Origin of the sequence: Burkholderia sp. MS389 (assembly GCF_016899425.1) — a bacterium.
In the GTDB taxonomy this organism is placed as follows: domain Bacteria; phylum Pseudomonadota; class Gammaproteobacteria; order Burkholderiales; family Burkholderiaceae; genus Burkholderia; species Burkholderia sola.
In genome coordinates this window covers 770,258-784,520 of record NZ_CP045994.1, presented here as the reverse complement: position 1 = coordinate 784,520, position 14,263 = coordinate 770,258, and the positions used below count along the sequence as shown (strand labels likewise).

Below are 14,263 nucleotides of genomic sequence, written 5' to 3'. Positions count from 1 at the left end.
GCGATCCGGAGTCAGCGCTTCAGCGCATACTCCGGTCCCATGCAGAGCTTTTTCCGGTAGCGAGGAGAACAACACGATGACCGAAGGTTCATCCCACGATACGCACGCCCCCGTGCAGGACCGCCCGGCCAACGGGCTCGAATTCGAATTGCTGACGACCGACGGCCACGCGCGCCGCGGCCGCGTGAAGCTCAATCACGGCACGGTCGAGACGCCCATCTTCATGCCGGTCGGCACGTACGGCACCGTGAAGGCGATCCAGCCGCGCGAGCTGCACGAGATCAAGGCCCAGATCATCCTCGGCAACACGTTCCACCTGTGGCTGCGCCCGGGCCTCGACACGATCGACGCGCACGGCGGCCTGCACGGCTTCATGGGCTGGAACAAGCCGATCCTGACCGACTCGGGCGGCTTCCAGGTGTTCTCGCTCGGCGACCTGCGCAAGATCACCGAGGACGGCGTCACGTTCGCGTCGCCGATCAACGGCGACAAGCTGTTCCTGTCGCCGGAAGTGTCGATGCAGATCCAGAAGGTGCTGAACTCGGACATCGTGATGCAGTTCGACGAATGCACGCCGTACGCGACCAACGGCGTGCCGACCACGCACAAGGAAGCGGCCGACTCGATGCGCATGTCGCTGCGCTGGGCGAAGCGCTCGCTCGACGAATTCGACCGGCTCGGCAACCCGAACGCGCTGTTCGGGATCGTCCAGGGCGGGATGTTCGAGGACCTGCGCGACGAATCGCTCGCGGGCCTCGCCGAACTCGGTTTCCACGGCCTCGCGATCGGCGGGCTGTCGGTGGGCGAGCCGAAGGAAGACATGATGCGCGTGCTGCGCCACGTGGGCCCGAAGCTGCCGGCCAACAAGCCGCACTACCTGATGGGCGTCGGCACGCCGGAGGACCTGGTCGAGGGCGTCGCGAACGGCATCGACATGTTCGACTGCGTGATGCCGACCCGCAACGCGCGCAACGGCTGGCTCTTCACGCGCTTCGGCGACGTGAAGATCCGCAACGCAACGCACAAGAATTCGCTGAAGCCGCTCGATTCGACCTGCTCGTGCTACACCTGCCAGAATTTCTCGCGCGGCTACCTGCATCACCTGCACCGGGTCGGCGAGATCCTCGGCGCACAGCTGAACACGATCCACAACCTGCACTACTACCTGCAGCTGATGAGCGAGATCCGCGACGCGATCGAGACGCATACGTTCGACGCATTCCGGCAGCGTTTCGCGGAGGATCGGGCCAGAGGGGTCGACTGACGGGCCGCCCCATAGGACACGACCTAAAAGAAAGCCATATCCAATGGGACACGCACCAAAAAACCCGATCCAACCGCCGGACGGGGCCGCCAAACATTACAATTGCCTTTCCAGACAAGTCGCAACGGTATCGGATCATGCTTTAACAGCTTGATCCGCAAGCGCATTTGCTGCGCCGTTTGCGCATGGGGCCGGTGGTAGAATAACCGGCTTATTTTTCGATCTTCCCCTACGGAGAGACCAACGTGCCGTTCATTTCCAATGCCTTCGCGCAAGGTGCCGGTGGCGCCGAATCGAGCCTGATGAGCTTCCTGCCGCTCATCCTGATGTTCGCGGTGCTGTACTTCATCATGATTCGTCCGCAGATGAAGCGCCAGAAGGAACACCGCAACATGCTCGCGGCCATGGCGAAGGGCGACGAAGTCGTCACGAGCGGCGGCCTCGTCGGCAAGGTGACGAAGGTCACCGAAGGCTACATCGGCGTCGAAATCGCCGAAGGCACCGAAATCACCGTGCAGAAGGCTGCCGTCACGACCATTCTGCCGAAGGGCACGATCAAGTCGCTGTAAGGCTTACACCGAGCGTCCGGCTCCCCGCGACGTGCCCGCCTGAGAGAGCGGGCCGCCGCGGCGCCGGACGCGACGCTTTCACGCCAACCACCCGTTCGGCCCCCTCATGAATCGTTACCCACTCTGGAAATATGTCGTGATGGTCGTGGCGCTCGCCATCGGCCTTCTGTACACATTGCCCAACTTCTTCGGCGAAGCGCCGGCGGTGCAGGTGTCGAGCGGCAAGGCCACGGTCAAGCTCGACTCGACCACGCTGACCCAGGTCGAATCGGCGCTCGCGTCCGCGCAGATCAAGCCGGACGACATCACCTTCGAGAACACGGCGACCGGCGCGAACATCCGCGTGCGCCTGAAGGACACCGATACGCAGCTGCGCGTCAAGGACCTGCTGCAGAAATCGCTGAACACCGACCCGAACGATCCGCAGTACGTCGTCGCACTGAACCTGCAGAGCGCGTCGCCGCGCTGGCTGACCGCGCTGCACGCGCTGCCGATGTATCTCGGCCTCGACCTGCGCGGCGGTGTGCACTTCCTGCTCCAGGTCGACATGACGGGCGCGCTCACGAAGAAGCTCGACTCCGACGCGTCCGACGCGCGCACGCTGCTGCGCGACAAGAACATCCGCGACGGCGGCGTGAGCCGCGTCGAGCAGTCCGTGGTCGTCAACTTCAGCGACGCGCAGACGGCGGAAGACGCCCGCAAGGCGCTCGCCGCGTCGATCACCGAGCTGCAATGGGCGACCCAGCCCGGCGGCGGCGGCACGCAAGTCGTCGGCACGTTCACGCCGGCCGTGCAGAAGGCCGTCGAGGACGCCGCGCTCAAGCAGAACCTGACGACGCTCCACAACCGCGTGAACGAGCTCGGCGTGTCCGAGCCGATCCTGCAGCAGCAAGGCAGCGACCGCATCGTCGTCGAACTGCCGGGCGTGCAGGACACCGCGAAGGCGAAGGACATCATCGGCCGCACCGCGACGCTCGAGGCGCGCCTCGCCGACCCGATCAACACGCACCCGAACCCGAACGACCCCGTGCCGCCGGGCGAGGAGCTGTTCACGCAAGGCAACCAGGCGCCCGTGCTGCTGAAGAAGGACGTGATCTTCACCGGCGACCGCATCATCGACGCATCGGCCGGCTTCGACGAACACCAGCGTCCGTCGGTCAACATCCGCCTCGATTCCGCGGGTGGCCGCGCGGTGCGCACGGTGTCGCGCGAGAACATCGGCAAGCCGATGGCGATGGTGCTGTTCGAGAAGGGCAAGGGCGAAGTGTTGACGGTCGCGACGATCCAGTCCGAACTCGGCGACCGCTTCCAGATCACGGGCCAACCGACGCCGCAGGCCGCGGCCGACCTCGCGCTGCTACTGCGCGCCGGTTCGCTCGCCGCGCCGATGGACATCATCGAGGAACGCACGATCGGCCCGAGCCTCGGCGCGGACAACATCAAGATGGGCATCCACTCGGTGATCTGGGGCTTCTGCGCGATCGCCGTGTTCATGATCGCGTACTACATGCTGTTCGGCGTGGTGTCGGTGATCGGCCTGTCGGTGAACCTGCTGCTGCTCGTCGCCGTGCTGTCGCTGATGCAGGCGACGCTGACGCTGCCCGGTATCGCGGCCATCGCGCTCGCGCTCGGTATGGCGATCGACTCGAACGTGCTGATCAACGAGCGCGTGCGTGAAGAACTGCGCGCCGGCCAGCCGCCGCAGCTCGCGATCCAGGCCGGCTACGCGCATGCATGGGCGACGATTCTCGACTCGAACGTCACGACGCTGATCGCCGGCCTCGCGCTGCTCGCGTTCGGCTCGGGCCCGGTTCGCGCGTTCGCGATCGTGCACTGCCTCGGCATCCTGACGTCGATGTTCTCCGCGGTGTTCTTCTCGCGCGGGATCGTCAACCTCTGGTACGGCGGCCGCAAGAAACTGAAGTCGCTCGCGATCGGCCAGGTGTGGAAGCCGGAAGGCGCGGCGGCCGCCGCGTCGTTCACCGACGCGGACGAATCGACCGACACCGCGCGCGCCGCGAAGCTCGCCGCCCCGGCGAAGGGCAACGTGCCGCGCGCCGGCAAGCCGCAGTTGCGCAACCGCGCGCAGCAACGCGTGTCGCCGAAGAAACCGGGCTCGACCCAATAAGGCCCCGGAGACGAAGCCATGGAATTTTTCCGCATCCGTAAAGACATTCCGTTCATGCGGCACGCGCTGGTGTTCAACGTGATCTCGCTGGTCACGTTCCTCGCCGCCGTGTTCTTCCTGTTCCACCGCGGGCTGCACCTGTCCGTCGAATTCACCGGCGGGACGGTGATCGAGGTGCAGTACCAGCAGGCCGCGGAGCTCGAGCCCGTGCGCGCGACGCTCGGCAAGCTCGGCTACGCCGACGCGCAGGTGCAGAACTTCGGCACGTCGCGCAACGTGCTGATCCGCCTGCAGCTGAAGGAAGGCCTCACGTCCGCGCAGCAGAGCGACCAGGTGATGGGCGCGCTGAAGGCGCAGAGCCCGGACGTCACGCTGCAGCGCGTCGAGTTCGTCGGCCCGCAGGTCGGCCGCGAGCTCGCGACCGACGGGCTGCTCGCGCTCGCGTGCGTCGTGATCGGCATCGTGATCTACCTGTCGTTCCGCTTCGAATGGAAGTACGCGGTGGCGGGCATCATCGCCAACCTGCACGACGTCGTGATCATTCTCGGCTTCTTCGCGTTCTTCCAGTGGGAGTTCTCGCTGGCGGTGCTCGCGGCGATCCTCGCGGTGCTCGGCTACTCGGTCAACGAGTCGGTCGTCATCTTCGACCGGATCCGGGAAACGTTCCGCCGCGAACGCAAGATGAGCGTGCAGGAAGTGATCAACCACGCGATCACGACCACGATGTCGCGCACGATCATCACGCACACGTCGACGGAAATGATGGTGCTGTCGATGTTCTTCTTCGGCGGCCCGACGCTGCACTACTTCGCGCTCGCGCTGACGGTCGGCATCATGTTCGGCATCTACTCGTCGGTGTTCGTCGCGGGCTCGCTCGCGATGTGGCTCGGCATCAAGCGCGAAGACCTGATCAAGGACAAGAAGACCGCGCACGATCCGGACGATCCGAACGCGGGCGCGCAGGTTTGAGCGCCACGCCGTTTCGGCATCGAAGCAAAACCGGCCCGTTTGGGCCGGTTTTTTTATGGGCGGGCCGCCGCCATGCGGCACGCAAACGGCTCGATCGGCGCCGTCGCGAGCGTCGGCTACAATCGTCACCGCCCTGCCCCGCCGCATGCCGGCCGCGCGCGTGAACCGGGCAAGCCCCCTCGTCACCCGTCCGAACGTGCGGTTCCGATGATGCTTCCCATGCCTGTCGTTCGTCGCCTCATCGTCTGCGCAGCCGCCGCGGCCACGTTCCCGTATGCGCCGCTCGTCGGTGCGCAACCGGCATCCGCGCCGCCCGCCGCTTCGCTGCCTGCCGCTTCACCCGCCGCCGCTTCGGTGCCCGCCACCCAACCGCCGTCGCCCTGCCCGCCCGACTGGGAGCGGCAACTCTGCGAACTGAAGGCGGCCGTCGAAGTGCTGAAGCGGCAACACCTGACCGACGTCGACATCGGCGCGCTACTCGACGCCGCCACCCACGAAGGCATCAAGACGCTGCCGTACGCGCGCTTCTTCAACGCGAAGGAAGAGCAGGAACGGCGCGACGACGAGCGGCGCGCGCGCGACGGCACGCCGGGCATCGGGATCGTGTTCGAGACGCGGCCCGACGGGCTGCACATCATCGACGTGATTCCCGATGCGCCGGCCGAAAAGGCCGGCGTGCGGCCCGACGATCTCGTCGTCGCGATGAACGACAAGAGCGTCGTCGGCCTCGACGGCAGCGCGCTGCCGAAGCTCACGAAGGGCGACGCGGGCGTGCCGCTGAAGCTCACGGTGCAGCGCGGCCCGACGCATGCGGTGCTGAGCTTCGCGCCCGTGCGCGCGATCGTCAAACCGCATCCGGCGACCGCGAAGCGGCTCGACGGCGACGTCCTGTACACGCGGCTGTCGAGCTTCCCGGAGCCGGCGGTCGGCGACTATATCGACGCGGTGCAGGCCGCGCGCCGCGCGGGCCCGCCGGTGAAACAGCTGATCCTCGACCTGCGCATCAACGGCGGCGGCGCGCTCAATGCGGCGATCGGCATCACCGCGCTGTTCGCGGGACGCGACCGCACCGCGATGGTGACGGTCGAGCGCGACGGCACGCACCGCCGCCGCTACACGACCAACTGGCCCGACTACGAACTGCCCGTCATGCGCGGGCAGGATCCGCTCGCGCCGCTGCAGGCCGACGACTGGTGGCGCACCGTGCCGCTCGTCGTGCTCGTCGACGGGCAGAGCGCGTCGGCCGCCGAAGCAACCGCGGCGGCGCTGAAGGATCTCGGCCGCGCGCAACTGCTCGGCATGCCGACCTACGGGAAAGGGCTCGCGCAGACGGGCGTCGACCTGATCGACGGCACGCGCCTGAATTTCACGTTCGCGCGCAACCTGCGGCCGAACGGCTGCCCGATGGATGGTTACGGCGTCGTACCGAACTGGCTCGTGCCGCCGCGCCAAGATGCGGACGTCGACGGCGTGTTGCTGTGGTATCGCGAAGTCGATCTCTCGCGCGCGCCGTACGCGGACCGGCAAGCGCCCGATCCGTTCGCGCAGGTGCGCAAGGCGCGGCAGAGGCGGCGCGACGAGCGCGTGCGCGCGAAGGTCGATACGGCAAGGAGCGCGGCGCTGCCGCAGCGCGCCTTCGGCACGGCCGCCGACTGGCAGCTCCGGCAGGCGCTCAATGCGCTCGCCGGCCGCCCGGTGCGGACCATCGCCGCGCCCGCGCAATTGATGCCGGCGCAGCCGGTATGCGAGCGCGGCGACAACTGACGCGCCGCCCGCCCCGTTTCACCGAAACCCGAACCGCCGCCGCAGCACGACCAGCGCCGCGAGGCTCAGCACGGCCGCGAACATCAGGTAGAAGCTCGGCGCGGTCTTCATCCCCGTCTCGCGGATCAGCCACGCGATGATGAACGGCCCGAAGCCGCCGAAGATCGTCACCGCGACGTTGTACGCGAGCGACATCCCGGTCGTGCGCGTCTGCACCGGGAACACTTCGGACAACAGCCCCGGCAGCGCCGCGAAGTAGCCGGTCATCAGGAACGCGAGCAGCACCTGCAGCGCGATCAGCGTGCCGAAGCCCGGATGCGCGACGAGATACGCGAACGCCGGGTAGATCAGCATGAGAATGCCGACGGCCGGCGCGATCATCACGCGCACGCGGCCGTAACGATCCGACCAGTGGCCGACGAGCGGCGCGAACGCCATCTGGATCACGCCGACGACGAGAATCGCCGCAAATGCGGCGGACGGCGCGAGGCCGAGCTGCTTCACGCCGTAGGTCGGCATGAACAGCACGAGATAGGTCGCGACGGTGCCGAGCACGACCACGCCCATCGCGGCCACGAGACGCGCCTTGTGCGTCGCGAACGTATCGCGCAGCGGGTTCGCGGTGCCTTCGGCCGCGAGGAATTCGGGCGTCTCGTCGACCTTGGTGCGGATGTAGTACGCGACCGGCCCGAGCAACAGACCGAAGAAGAACGGCACGCGCCAGCCCCACGACGCCATCTGGTCGGCCGTGAGTTGCGCGTTCAGCACGGTGCCAAAGCCCGCGGCGAGCAGCGTCGTGAGCCCCTGGCTCGCGACCTGCCAGCTCGCGAAGAAACCGCGCCGGCCCGGCACATGCTCGGCGAGGAACGCGGTCGCGCTGCCGAACTCGCCGCCCGCCGAGAAGCCCTGCATCAGCCGCGCGGCGACGAGGATCAGCGGCGCCGCGACGCCGATCGTCTGGTAAGTCGGCAGCACCGCGATCACGAGCGTACCGGCCATCATCAGCAGGATCGACAGCGTGAGCGCGGCCTTGCGACCCGCGCGATCGGCGTATGCGCCCAGCACGATCGCGCCGAGCGGCCGCATGAAGAACGACACGCCGAACGTGCCGAGCGTGAGCAGCAGCGACACGGTGTCGCTGCCGGCCGGGAAGAACAGCTTCGAGATCGTCACCGCGAAAAAGCCGTAGACGACGAGATCGAACCACTCGAGCGCGTTGCCGATCGATGCGGCGACCACCGCGCGCCACACGCGCGGCGACGAGGCAATGGAGCTGGACTGCGTGACGGCATGCATCGGCGATCTCCTTGTCGTTGTACGTTCTGTTCGGGGCGGCCGCCGTCGCGCCGTCGGCCTGCCCGGCGCTGCGCGATCCGCTTGGCCACATGCGGCGCTCGGGCGATTATAGGCGCGCAAAAAAAACCGCCGCGCCCCGGTAACGGGAGCGCGGCGGTTGGCCCGCGGCGGCCGGCGCGACGGCCGGCCTCGCCGGCAAATCTTACTGCTGCTTGACCGCTTCGGCCGTGATCAGCAGCTTCGTCTTCATCTTGAAGCCGTACTGCTTGCCGTAGTCGAGGCCGAAATCGTCGCGGCTGAATTCGCCGACCGCGTCGACGCCGCACACTTCACGCTTGAGCATCGGGTGCGGCATGCACTTGAACGAATCGATCTTCAGCGTCAGCGGCTTCGTGACGCCATGCAGCGTCAGGTTGCCGACCACCGACACCGGCTTGTCGCCGTCGAACTTGATCGTGCCCTTGTAGTTCGCCTGCGGGAACTTCGCCGCATCGAAGAATTCGGCCGTCTGCAGGTGCTCGTCGAGCTTCGCGCTGCCCGTGTGGATCGACGCGATGTCGGTCGTCACGTCGACCGTGCCGGTCTTCGCCGCGCGATCGAGCGTCACGGTGCCGCTCGACTTGTCGAACTTGCCGCGCCAGACCGACAGGCCGCCGAAGTGGTCAGCCTCGAAGCTCGGGTACGTGTGGCTCGGGTCGAACTGGTAGGTCGCGCTTTCGGCGAAGGCCGAGAACGACAGCGAAGCGGCCAGCGCGCCGGCGGCGATGATCAGATGCTTTTTCAAACTTTTTCTCCTGGGAACGGCGCCGCGCCCTCGCGCGGCATTCAGTTGACGCGGCAACCCGCCGCTTACTTCGTGGCAACGAGATGGAACTTGATCTGCACTTCGTCCGCGACGATCGACGTGTCCTTCCACTCGCCGGTGCCGACGTTGAAGGCCGAACGCTTGATCGGCAGTACGCCGTCGAACGTCTGCGTCGCGCCGTTCTGCGCGACCGTGACGGGCACCGTGACGGTCTCGGCCTTGCCCTTGATCGTCAGCTTGCCGGTCACGTTGTACTTGTTGCCGCCGGCCGGCGCGATCGCCGACGACACGAAGGTCGCCTGCGGATAGGTCTTCGCGTCGAACCAGTCCTTGCCGGCGACCTGGTCGTTGTACATCTTGTCGCCGAGGTCGAAGCTCGCGACGTCGATCGTCATTTGCGCGCTGCCCTGCGCCGCTTTCGCCGGGTCGAACTTCACCTGCGCGGAAAACTTCTTGAACGCGCCTTCGGTCGGCACGTTCATCTGCTTCGACACGGCGGACACCTTGCTCTTCGCGAGATCGACGTCGGCATGCGCCGCGCCCGACGCGACAAACGCCGCCGCGGCGAACGCGGTCAGCATGGAGCGGGAGAAAGACACTTTCATGGGATCCTTCATTTGGCAAAGGGAAGCATGCGCGACAACAGGCCGTCGCGGTCCAACAGCTGGTGCTTGAGCGCCGCGAGCACGTGCATCGCGACGAGCGCAAGCAGAATGTAATTCAAAGAGACGTGCAGCGTCTTGAAGGTTTCCTTGAGCACCGGATCGGGGTCGATCAGGCGCGGCAGCGGCACGATGCCGAGATAGACGACCGGGATGTTCGACGCCGAGCTATACAGGTAGCCCGTCGCCGGGATCGCGATCATCAGCACGTACAACAGCATGTGCACGCCGTGCGACGCCGCGCGCTGCCACGCCGGCGTGTTGCCCGGCAGCGGCGGCGGCACGTGGGTCGCCCGCCACAGCATGCGCACGACGGCCAGCGCGAACACCGTCACGCCGATCCACTTGTGCCACGAGAAATACTTCAGCTTGGTCGGCGTGAAGCCGGGGATGTCCGTCATCACCCAGCCGAGCGCGAAGCCGCAGACGATCAGCAGCGCGATCAGCCAGTGCAGTGCGATCGCGGTGTGCGCGTAGCGTGCCGGCACGGCCGGCGGCGATTTCGATGCCATCTTGGGTTCCTCAGTTCAGCGAACGGCTGCGCCGGTCAATTCGTCCGACGCACGTCAAGGGCGCCATGCTACCGCAACCTTTTGACGCGCGCGGACTCTGAGGACAGGCGCGCCAGCCGGCTGACGGCTTCCCGCCATGTTAACGACCGGTCACGCAACTCACGATCCTTGACCCACCGAAAAAGCCCTTTTGGTAAGATTGGCGCGGGTTCCGGCCCCGTCGACGCGTTCCCCCGGCCGTCGCGACACCGCCTTTTCCATGCAACGATACGACCTGATTGCCTGCCACGAATGCGACGCACTGTTGCATAAACCGCGCCTCGCCGGCCGCGAGATCGCGCGCTGTCCGCGCTGCGACGCGCTGCTCTATCGCAACAGCACCACGCAGATCGAGCGCATCACCGCGCTGGCGGTCGCGGCGCTCGTCACGTTCATCATCGCGCAGACGTTCCCGATCCTCGAAATGGACCTGAACGGCACGCGCGTACAGACGACGCTGATCGGCGCGATCGACACGCTGTGGCATCAGGACATGGCGATCGTCGGCGTGATGGTGTTCTGCTCGACCGTGCTGTTCCCGCTCGTCGAGATGGCCGCGCTGCTTTACGTGCTGCTGCCGCTCCGCCGCGGCGTCGTGCCGCCCGGCCTCAACCTCGTGCTGCGCACGATCCAGTTCGTGCGGCCGTGGGGGATGATCGAGGTGTTCATGCTCGGCATCGTGGTCACGATCGTGAAGATGGTGAGCCTCGCGCGCGTCGTGCCCGACGCGGCGCTGTTCGCGTTCGGCGCGCTCACGCTGATGACCGCCGTCGTGCTGATGTTCGACCCGCGCACGGTGTGGGACATCGCCGACGACCTGCGCGCCGGCCGCACGCCCGGGCGGCCCGACCCCGCCGCGCCGCTGCCGGACGCGCCCCGCCGATGACGCGCCCCACGCCGACCGCCGCCCGCGAGGGCTATGCCAGCTGCCACGCGTGCGGGCTCGTGCAGACGATCGACCAGCCGCACGCGCATTGCGCGCGCTGCGGCAGCGCGCTGCACGTGCGCACACCGAACAGCATCATGCGCACGTGGGCGCTGCTGCTCGCAGCCGCGATCCTCTACATTCCGGCGAACCTGCTGCCGATCATGCGCACGTCGTCGATCGTCGGGTCGCAGCAGGACACGATCATGAGCGGCGTCATCTATTTCTGGACGTCCGGGGACTGGCCGCTCGCCGTCGTCGTGTTCGTCGCCAGCATCCTCGTGCCGATGCTCAAGCTCGGTGTGCTGACGATCCTCGTCACCAGCGCGCAGCGCCGCGCCGCGTGGCGGCCGCTGCAGCGCACGCGCCTCTACCGGATCGTCGAGCGCATCGGCCGCTGGTCGATGCTCGACATCTTCGTCGTGACGCTGACCGTCGCGCTCGTCCATTTCCGTTCGCTCGCCGTCATCACGGCCGGCCCCGGCGCGCTCGCGTTCGGCTCGGTCGTGATCCTGACGATGCTCGCGTCGATGCAGTTCGATCCCCGCCTGATCTGGGATCCAGTCGAAACCTCAGGGAATCACAATGAATAGTCCACAAGGCCCGCAGCACGACGCGCCCCGGCCGCCCGATCCGACGATCTCGACGAAAAGCGGCTGGCTGCCGTCGCTCGTCTGGCTCGTGCCGCTGATCGCCGCGCTGATCGGCATCGGCCTCGTGATCAAGTCCGTGCGCGAGCGCGGCCCGGAAATCACGATCAGCTTCCATAGCGCCGAAGGGCTCGAGCCGGGCAAGACCCAGGTCAAGTACAAGGACGTCGAGATCGGCACGGTCAAGACGATCAAGCTGTCGAAAGACCTGTCGCGCGTGCTGGTCCAGGTGCAGCTCAAGAAGGAGGCCGAGGATTTCGCGGTCAAGGGCTCGCGCTTCTGGATCGTGCGGCCGCGCGTCGGTGCGACCGGCGTGTCGGGGCTCGGCACGCTGCTGTCCGGCGCGTACATCGGCGTCGACGCGGGTCACGGCCAGGACACGCTGACCGACTTCACCGGCCTCGAGACGCCCCCCGCCGTCACGGGCGACCAGAAAGGCACGCAGTACGTGCTGCGCGGCGATTCGCTCGGCTCGGTCGACATCGGCTCGCCGGTCTACTACCGCCGCGTGCAGGTCGGCCAGGTGGTCGGCTTCTCGCTCGACAAGGACGGCACCGGCGTGACGTTCAACGTGTTCGTCAATGCGCCGTACGACCAGTACGTCGGGCTGAACACGCGCTGGTGGCAGGCGAGCGGCGTCGATCTGCGGCTCGATTCGAGCGGCCTGAAGCTGAACACGCAGTCGCTCGCGACCGTGATCCTCGGCGGCATCGCGTTCCAGACGCCGCCGAACCAGGGCACCGGCACGACCGCGCCGAACAACACGACGTTCCGTCTCGGCTCCGACGAGGGCGACGCGATGCGCGACCCGGACGGCCAGCCGCTGCAGGTCGTGATGAACTTCAACCAGTCGCTGCGCGGGCTCGCCGTCGGCGCGCCGGTCGATTTCCGCGGCATCGTGCTCGGCGAAGTGACGAACATCGGCATCGACTTCGATCCGAAGACGAAGAACTTCCTGATGCCGGTGACGATCAACGTGTATCCGGAACGCCTCGGCCGTCGCTTCCGCGAGACGATCGAGAGCAAGGGCGAACCGGCGCGGCGCGAGATCGTCGAGCGGCTCGTCCAGCACGGGCTGCGCGGCCAGCTGCGCACCGGCAACCTGCTGACGAGCCAGCTGTACGTCGCACTCGACTTCTTCCCGAAGGCGCCGGCCGTGAAGATCGACACGGCCCGCCAGCCGCTCGAGCTGCCGACCGTGCCGAACACGCTCGACGAGTTGCAGCTGCAGGTCGCCGACATCGCGAAGAAGCTCGACAAGGTGCCGTTCGACCAGATCGGCGCGAACCTGAACAGCGCGCTGTCGAACGCCGACAAGCTGTTCAAGCAGCTCGACACGCAGGTCGCGCCGGAAGCGCGCGACACGCTGTCGGCCGCGAAGCAGACCTTCTCGACCGCCGAAGCGACGCTGCAGCAGGATTCGCCGCTGCAGTCCGACGTGCGCGGCGCGCTGAAGGAGCTCACGCGCACGCTGCAATCGCTGAACGCGCTCGCCGATTATCTGGAGCGCCACCCCGAATCGCTGCTCAAGGGCAAGCCAGGAGATAAACAATGACGACACGCGTGAACGGTTTCGCGAGCGGCGCGGCGGCAGTCTTCGCCGCACTCGCGCTCGCCGCGTGCAGCTCGCCGCCCGCGCGGTTCTACACGCTCAGCCCGGCCGACGCCGCGGCGCCGCTGCGCACCGCACCGGCCAACCCGGCGTTCCTGATCGAGGTGCCGTCGGTCGGCGTGCCCGAGCAGGTCGCGAAGAGCCAGCTGGTCGTGCAGAAGAACGCCGCGCAGGTCGACGTGCTCGAGCAGGAACGCTGGGCGTCGCCGCCCGCCGACGAGATCCGCCGCGCGCTGTCGGACGATCTGGCCGCGCAGCTGGGCACGATCGACGTCGCGAATTCCGCGTATCCGGCCGGCGTGCCCGTGTACCGCATCAGCGTGAACGTGCAGCGCTTCGAGTCGTGGCCGGGCAAGCGCGCGGCGATCGACGCCGTCTGGAGCGTGCGCTCGCTGGCCTCGCAGGCCGTGATGACCTGCCGCACGAGCGTCGCGGAACCGGTCGCGGACGGCTACGACGCGCTCGTCGCCGGCCACCGGCGCGCGCTCGACGTGATTGCCGCGCAGGCCGCGGACGCCGTGCGCGCGATGGCCGCCCGCCGCGGCGCGGCGGCCGCGCCCGGCGGCAAGACGGCCGCCGCGCCGGTCGTGCCGTGCCCGACCAACCCGACGGCCGGCGGCGACGCCGGCGCGACGGGCAAGTCCGGCGCATAAGCGAACGCGACGGCGCGCAGGCGGACGTTCGACACGGCGTTCGCGTGCGCGGTGTCGAATCGCGCGGCGCATCCAGTCGCACACGCGGAAAGCCGAACGCGGGCAGCACGCCGCCGCAGCCGGCCTCGCGCACCGCGCGCATCGGCCGGACGGCCATGACATTCTTTGTCAAAAGCCGCCGGAACCCGCGCCATGCAATGCGGTCGGCTTGCGTTTTCCGGCCCGATTGACGATCCTACGCACTTTCAGGCTCGCGCCGCTCGTCGTGCGCGCCAGTCAGCGGCGCCGGGCCGCGTTCGACCCGACCGCCGTGCCTCCCGGCGCCCGCACGCGAACCGCGTGCACCGCGGCGGGGCAGCCGCATCGCGGGTTGCCGCGCATCGTCCGGCCACCGGCCCCGTCTTACCCGTTCTCA

General features: G+C 67.6%; 13 protein-coding genes. 9 read left to right on the top strand and 4 right to left on the bottom strand.

Annotated features, from left to right (window positions below; genetic code table 11):
- The first annotated feature begins 76 nt into the window (after nucleotides 1-76).
- The 5 genes from tgt (at nucleotide 77) to GJG85_RS03605 (ending at nucleotide 6,694) form a co-directional block, all read left to right on the top strand.
- Nucleotides 77-1,264 carry a tRNA guanosine(34) transglycosylase Tgt gene (gene tgt / locus GJG85_RS03625; RefSeq protein WP_124630595.1) on the top strand — a complete coding sequence of 396 codons (1,188 nt, stop codon included), beginning with the start codon at nucleotides 77-79 and terminating at the stop codon, nucleotides 1,262-1,264.
- A gap of 245 nt (nucleotides 1,265-1,509) precedes the next feature.
- On the top strand, nucleotides 1,510-1,833 hold the full coding sequence (yajC, locus tag GJG85_RS03620; RefSeq protein WP_006476868.1) for a preprotein translocase subunit YajC: 324 nt from the start codon (nucleotides 1,510-1,512) through the stop codon (nucleotides 1,831-1,833).
- Nucleotides 1,834-1,939: 106 nt separating this feature from the next.
- Nucleotides 1,940-3,961, top strand: a complete 2,022-nt coding sequence (gene secD, locus GJG85_RS03615; RefSeq protein WP_124630594.1) for a protein translocase subunit SecD — start codon at nucleotides 1,940-1,942, stop codon at nucleotides 3,959-3,961.
- An 18-nt stretch (nucleotides 3,962-3,979) separates the two neighbouring features.
- Nucleotides 3,980-4,930, top strand: a complete 951-nt coding sequence (gene secF, locus GJG85_RS03610) for a protein translocase subunit SecF (RefSeq protein ID WP_050011793.1) — start codon at nucleotides 3,980-3,982, stop codon at nucleotides 4,928-4,930.
- 219 nt (nucleotides 4,931-5,149) lie between these two features.
- Complete coding sequence (locus GJG85_RS03605; protein WP_235356144.1) at nucleotides 5,150-6,694, top strand: S41 family peptidase; 1,545 nt, start codon at nucleotides 5,150-5,152, stop codon at nucleotides 6,692-6,694.
- A gap of 18 nt (nucleotides 6,695-6,712) precedes the next feature.
- Here GJG85_RS03605 and GJG85_RS03600 read toward each other — a convergent pair whose 3' ends face one another.
- The 4 genes from GJG85_RS03600 to GJG85_RS03585 all read right to left on the bottom strand — a co-directional run bounded on the left by GJG85_RS03600 (nucleotide 6,713) and on the right by GJG85_RS03585 (nucleotide 9,969).
- Nucleotides 6,713-7,990 (bottom strand): MFS transporter, encoded by a 1,278-nt coding sequence (locus GJG85_RS03600; protein ID WP_050011794.1) that lies wholly within the window; start codon nucleotides 7,988-7,990, stop codon nucleotides 6,713-6,715.
- 202 nt (nucleotides 7,991-8,192) lie between these two features.
- A complete protein-coding gene (locus GJG85_RS03595) occupies nucleotides 8,193-8,774 on the bottom strand; it encodes a YceI family protein (RefSeq protein ID WP_006476873.1) in 582 nt (193 codons plus the stop codon).
- Between the two features lie 65 nt (nucleotides 8,775-8,839).
- The gene (locus tag GJG85_RS03590; protein ID WP_050011795.1) at nucleotides 8,840-9,400 is read right to left on the bottom strand and encodes a YceI family protein; all 561 of its coding nucleotides are present in this window, start codon (nucleotides 9,398-9,400) and stop codon (nucleotides 8,840-8,842) included.
- A gap of 8 nt (nucleotides 9,401-9,408) precedes the next feature.
- Complete coding sequence (locus tag GJG85_RS03585) at nucleotides 9,409-9,969, bottom strand: cytochrome b (protein WP_050011796.1); 561 nt, start codon at nucleotides 9,967-9,969, stop codon at nucleotides 9,409-9,411.
- Nucleotides 9,970-10,228: 259 nt separating this feature from the next.
- Between GJG85_RS03585 and GJG85_RS03580 the strand changes: the two genes are divergently transcribed.
- The 4 genes from GJG85_RS03580 to GJG85_RS03565 are packed head-to-tail and all read left to right on the top strand — an operon-like array spanning nucleotide 10,229 to nucleotide 13,848.
- Nucleotides 10,229-10,894: a paraquat-inducible protein A gene (locus GJG85_RS03580; RefSeq protein WP_050011797.1), complete on the top strand. Its 666-nt coding sequence runs from the start codon at nucleotides 10,229-10,231 to the stop codon at nucleotides 10,892-10,894.
- Nucleotides 10,891-11,526 (top strand): paraquat-inducible protein A, encoded by a 636-nt coding sequence (locus GJG85_RS03575; RefSeq protein ID WP_204383662.1) that lies wholly within the window; start codon nucleotides 10,891-10,893, stop codon nucleotides 11,524-11,526. The genes GJG85_RS03580 and GJG85_RS03575 overlap by 4 nt, the downstream gene beginning before the upstream one ends.
- Nucleotides 11,519-13,138, top strand: a complete 1,620-nt coding sequence (locus GJG85_RS03570) for an MlaD family protein (protein ID WP_050011799.1) — start codon at nucleotides 11,519-11,521, stop codon at nucleotides 13,136-13,138. The genes GJG85_RS03575 and GJG85_RS03570 overlap by 8 nt, the downstream gene beginning before the upstream one ends.
- Entirely contained in the window at nucleotides 13,135-13,848 is a 714-nt protein-coding gene (locus GJG85_RS03565) for a PqiC family protein (RefSeq protein ID WP_089488175.1), read from the top strand. Before GJG85_RS03570 ends, GJG85_RS03565 begins: the two co-directional genes overlap by 4 nt.
- The last annotated feature ends 415 nt before the right edge of the window (nucleotides 13,849-14,263 follow it).

Excerpts from the sequence above, each read along its gene's own strand:
- GJG85_RS03590 (WP_050011795.1), bottom strand. The coding sequence starts at position 9,400 with ATGAAAGTGTCTTTCTCCCGCTCCATGCTGACCGCGTTCGCCGCGGCG.
- tgt (WP_124630595.1), top strand. The coding sequence starts at position 77 with ATGACCGAAGGTTCATCCCACGATACGCACGCCCCCGTGCAGGACCGC.
- GJG85_RS03570 (WP_050011799.1), top strand. The coding sequence starts at position 11,519 with ATGAATAGTCCACAAGGCCCGCAGCACGACGCGCCCCGGCCGCCCGAT.
- GJG85_RS03605 (WP_235356144.1), top strand. The coding sequence starts at position 5,150 with ATGCCTGTCGTTCGTCGCCTCATCGTCTGCGCAGCCGCCGCGGCCACG.
- GJG85_RS03600 (WP_050011794.1), bottom strand. The coding sequence starts at position 7,990 with ATGCATGCCGTCACGCAGTCCAGCTCCATTGCCTCGTCGCCGCGCGTG.
- GJG85_RS03565 (WP_089488175.1), top strand. The coding sequence starts at position 13,135 with ATGACGACACGCGTGAACGGTTTCGCGAGCGGCGCGGCGGCAGTCTTC.
- secD (WP_124630594.1), top strand. The coding sequence starts at position 1,940 with ATGAATCGTTACCCACTCTGGAAATATGTCGTGATGGTCGTGGCGCTC.
- GJG85_RS03575 (WP_204383662.1), top strand. The coding sequence starts at position 10,891 with ATGACGCGCCCCACGCCGACCGCCGCCCGCGAGGGCTATGCCAGCTGC.
- secF (WP_050011793.1), top strand. The coding sequence starts at position 3,980 with ATGGAATTTTTCCGCATCCGTAAAGACATTCCGTTCATGCGGCACGCG.
- GJG85_RS03585 (WP_050011796.1), bottom strand. The coding sequence starts at position 9,969 with ATGGCATCGAAATCGCCGCCGGCCGTGCCGGCACGCTACGCGCACACC.
- GJG85_RS03580 (WP_050011797.1), top strand. The coding sequence starts at position 10,229 with ATGCAACGATACGACCTGATTGCCTGCCACGAATGCGACGCACTGTTG.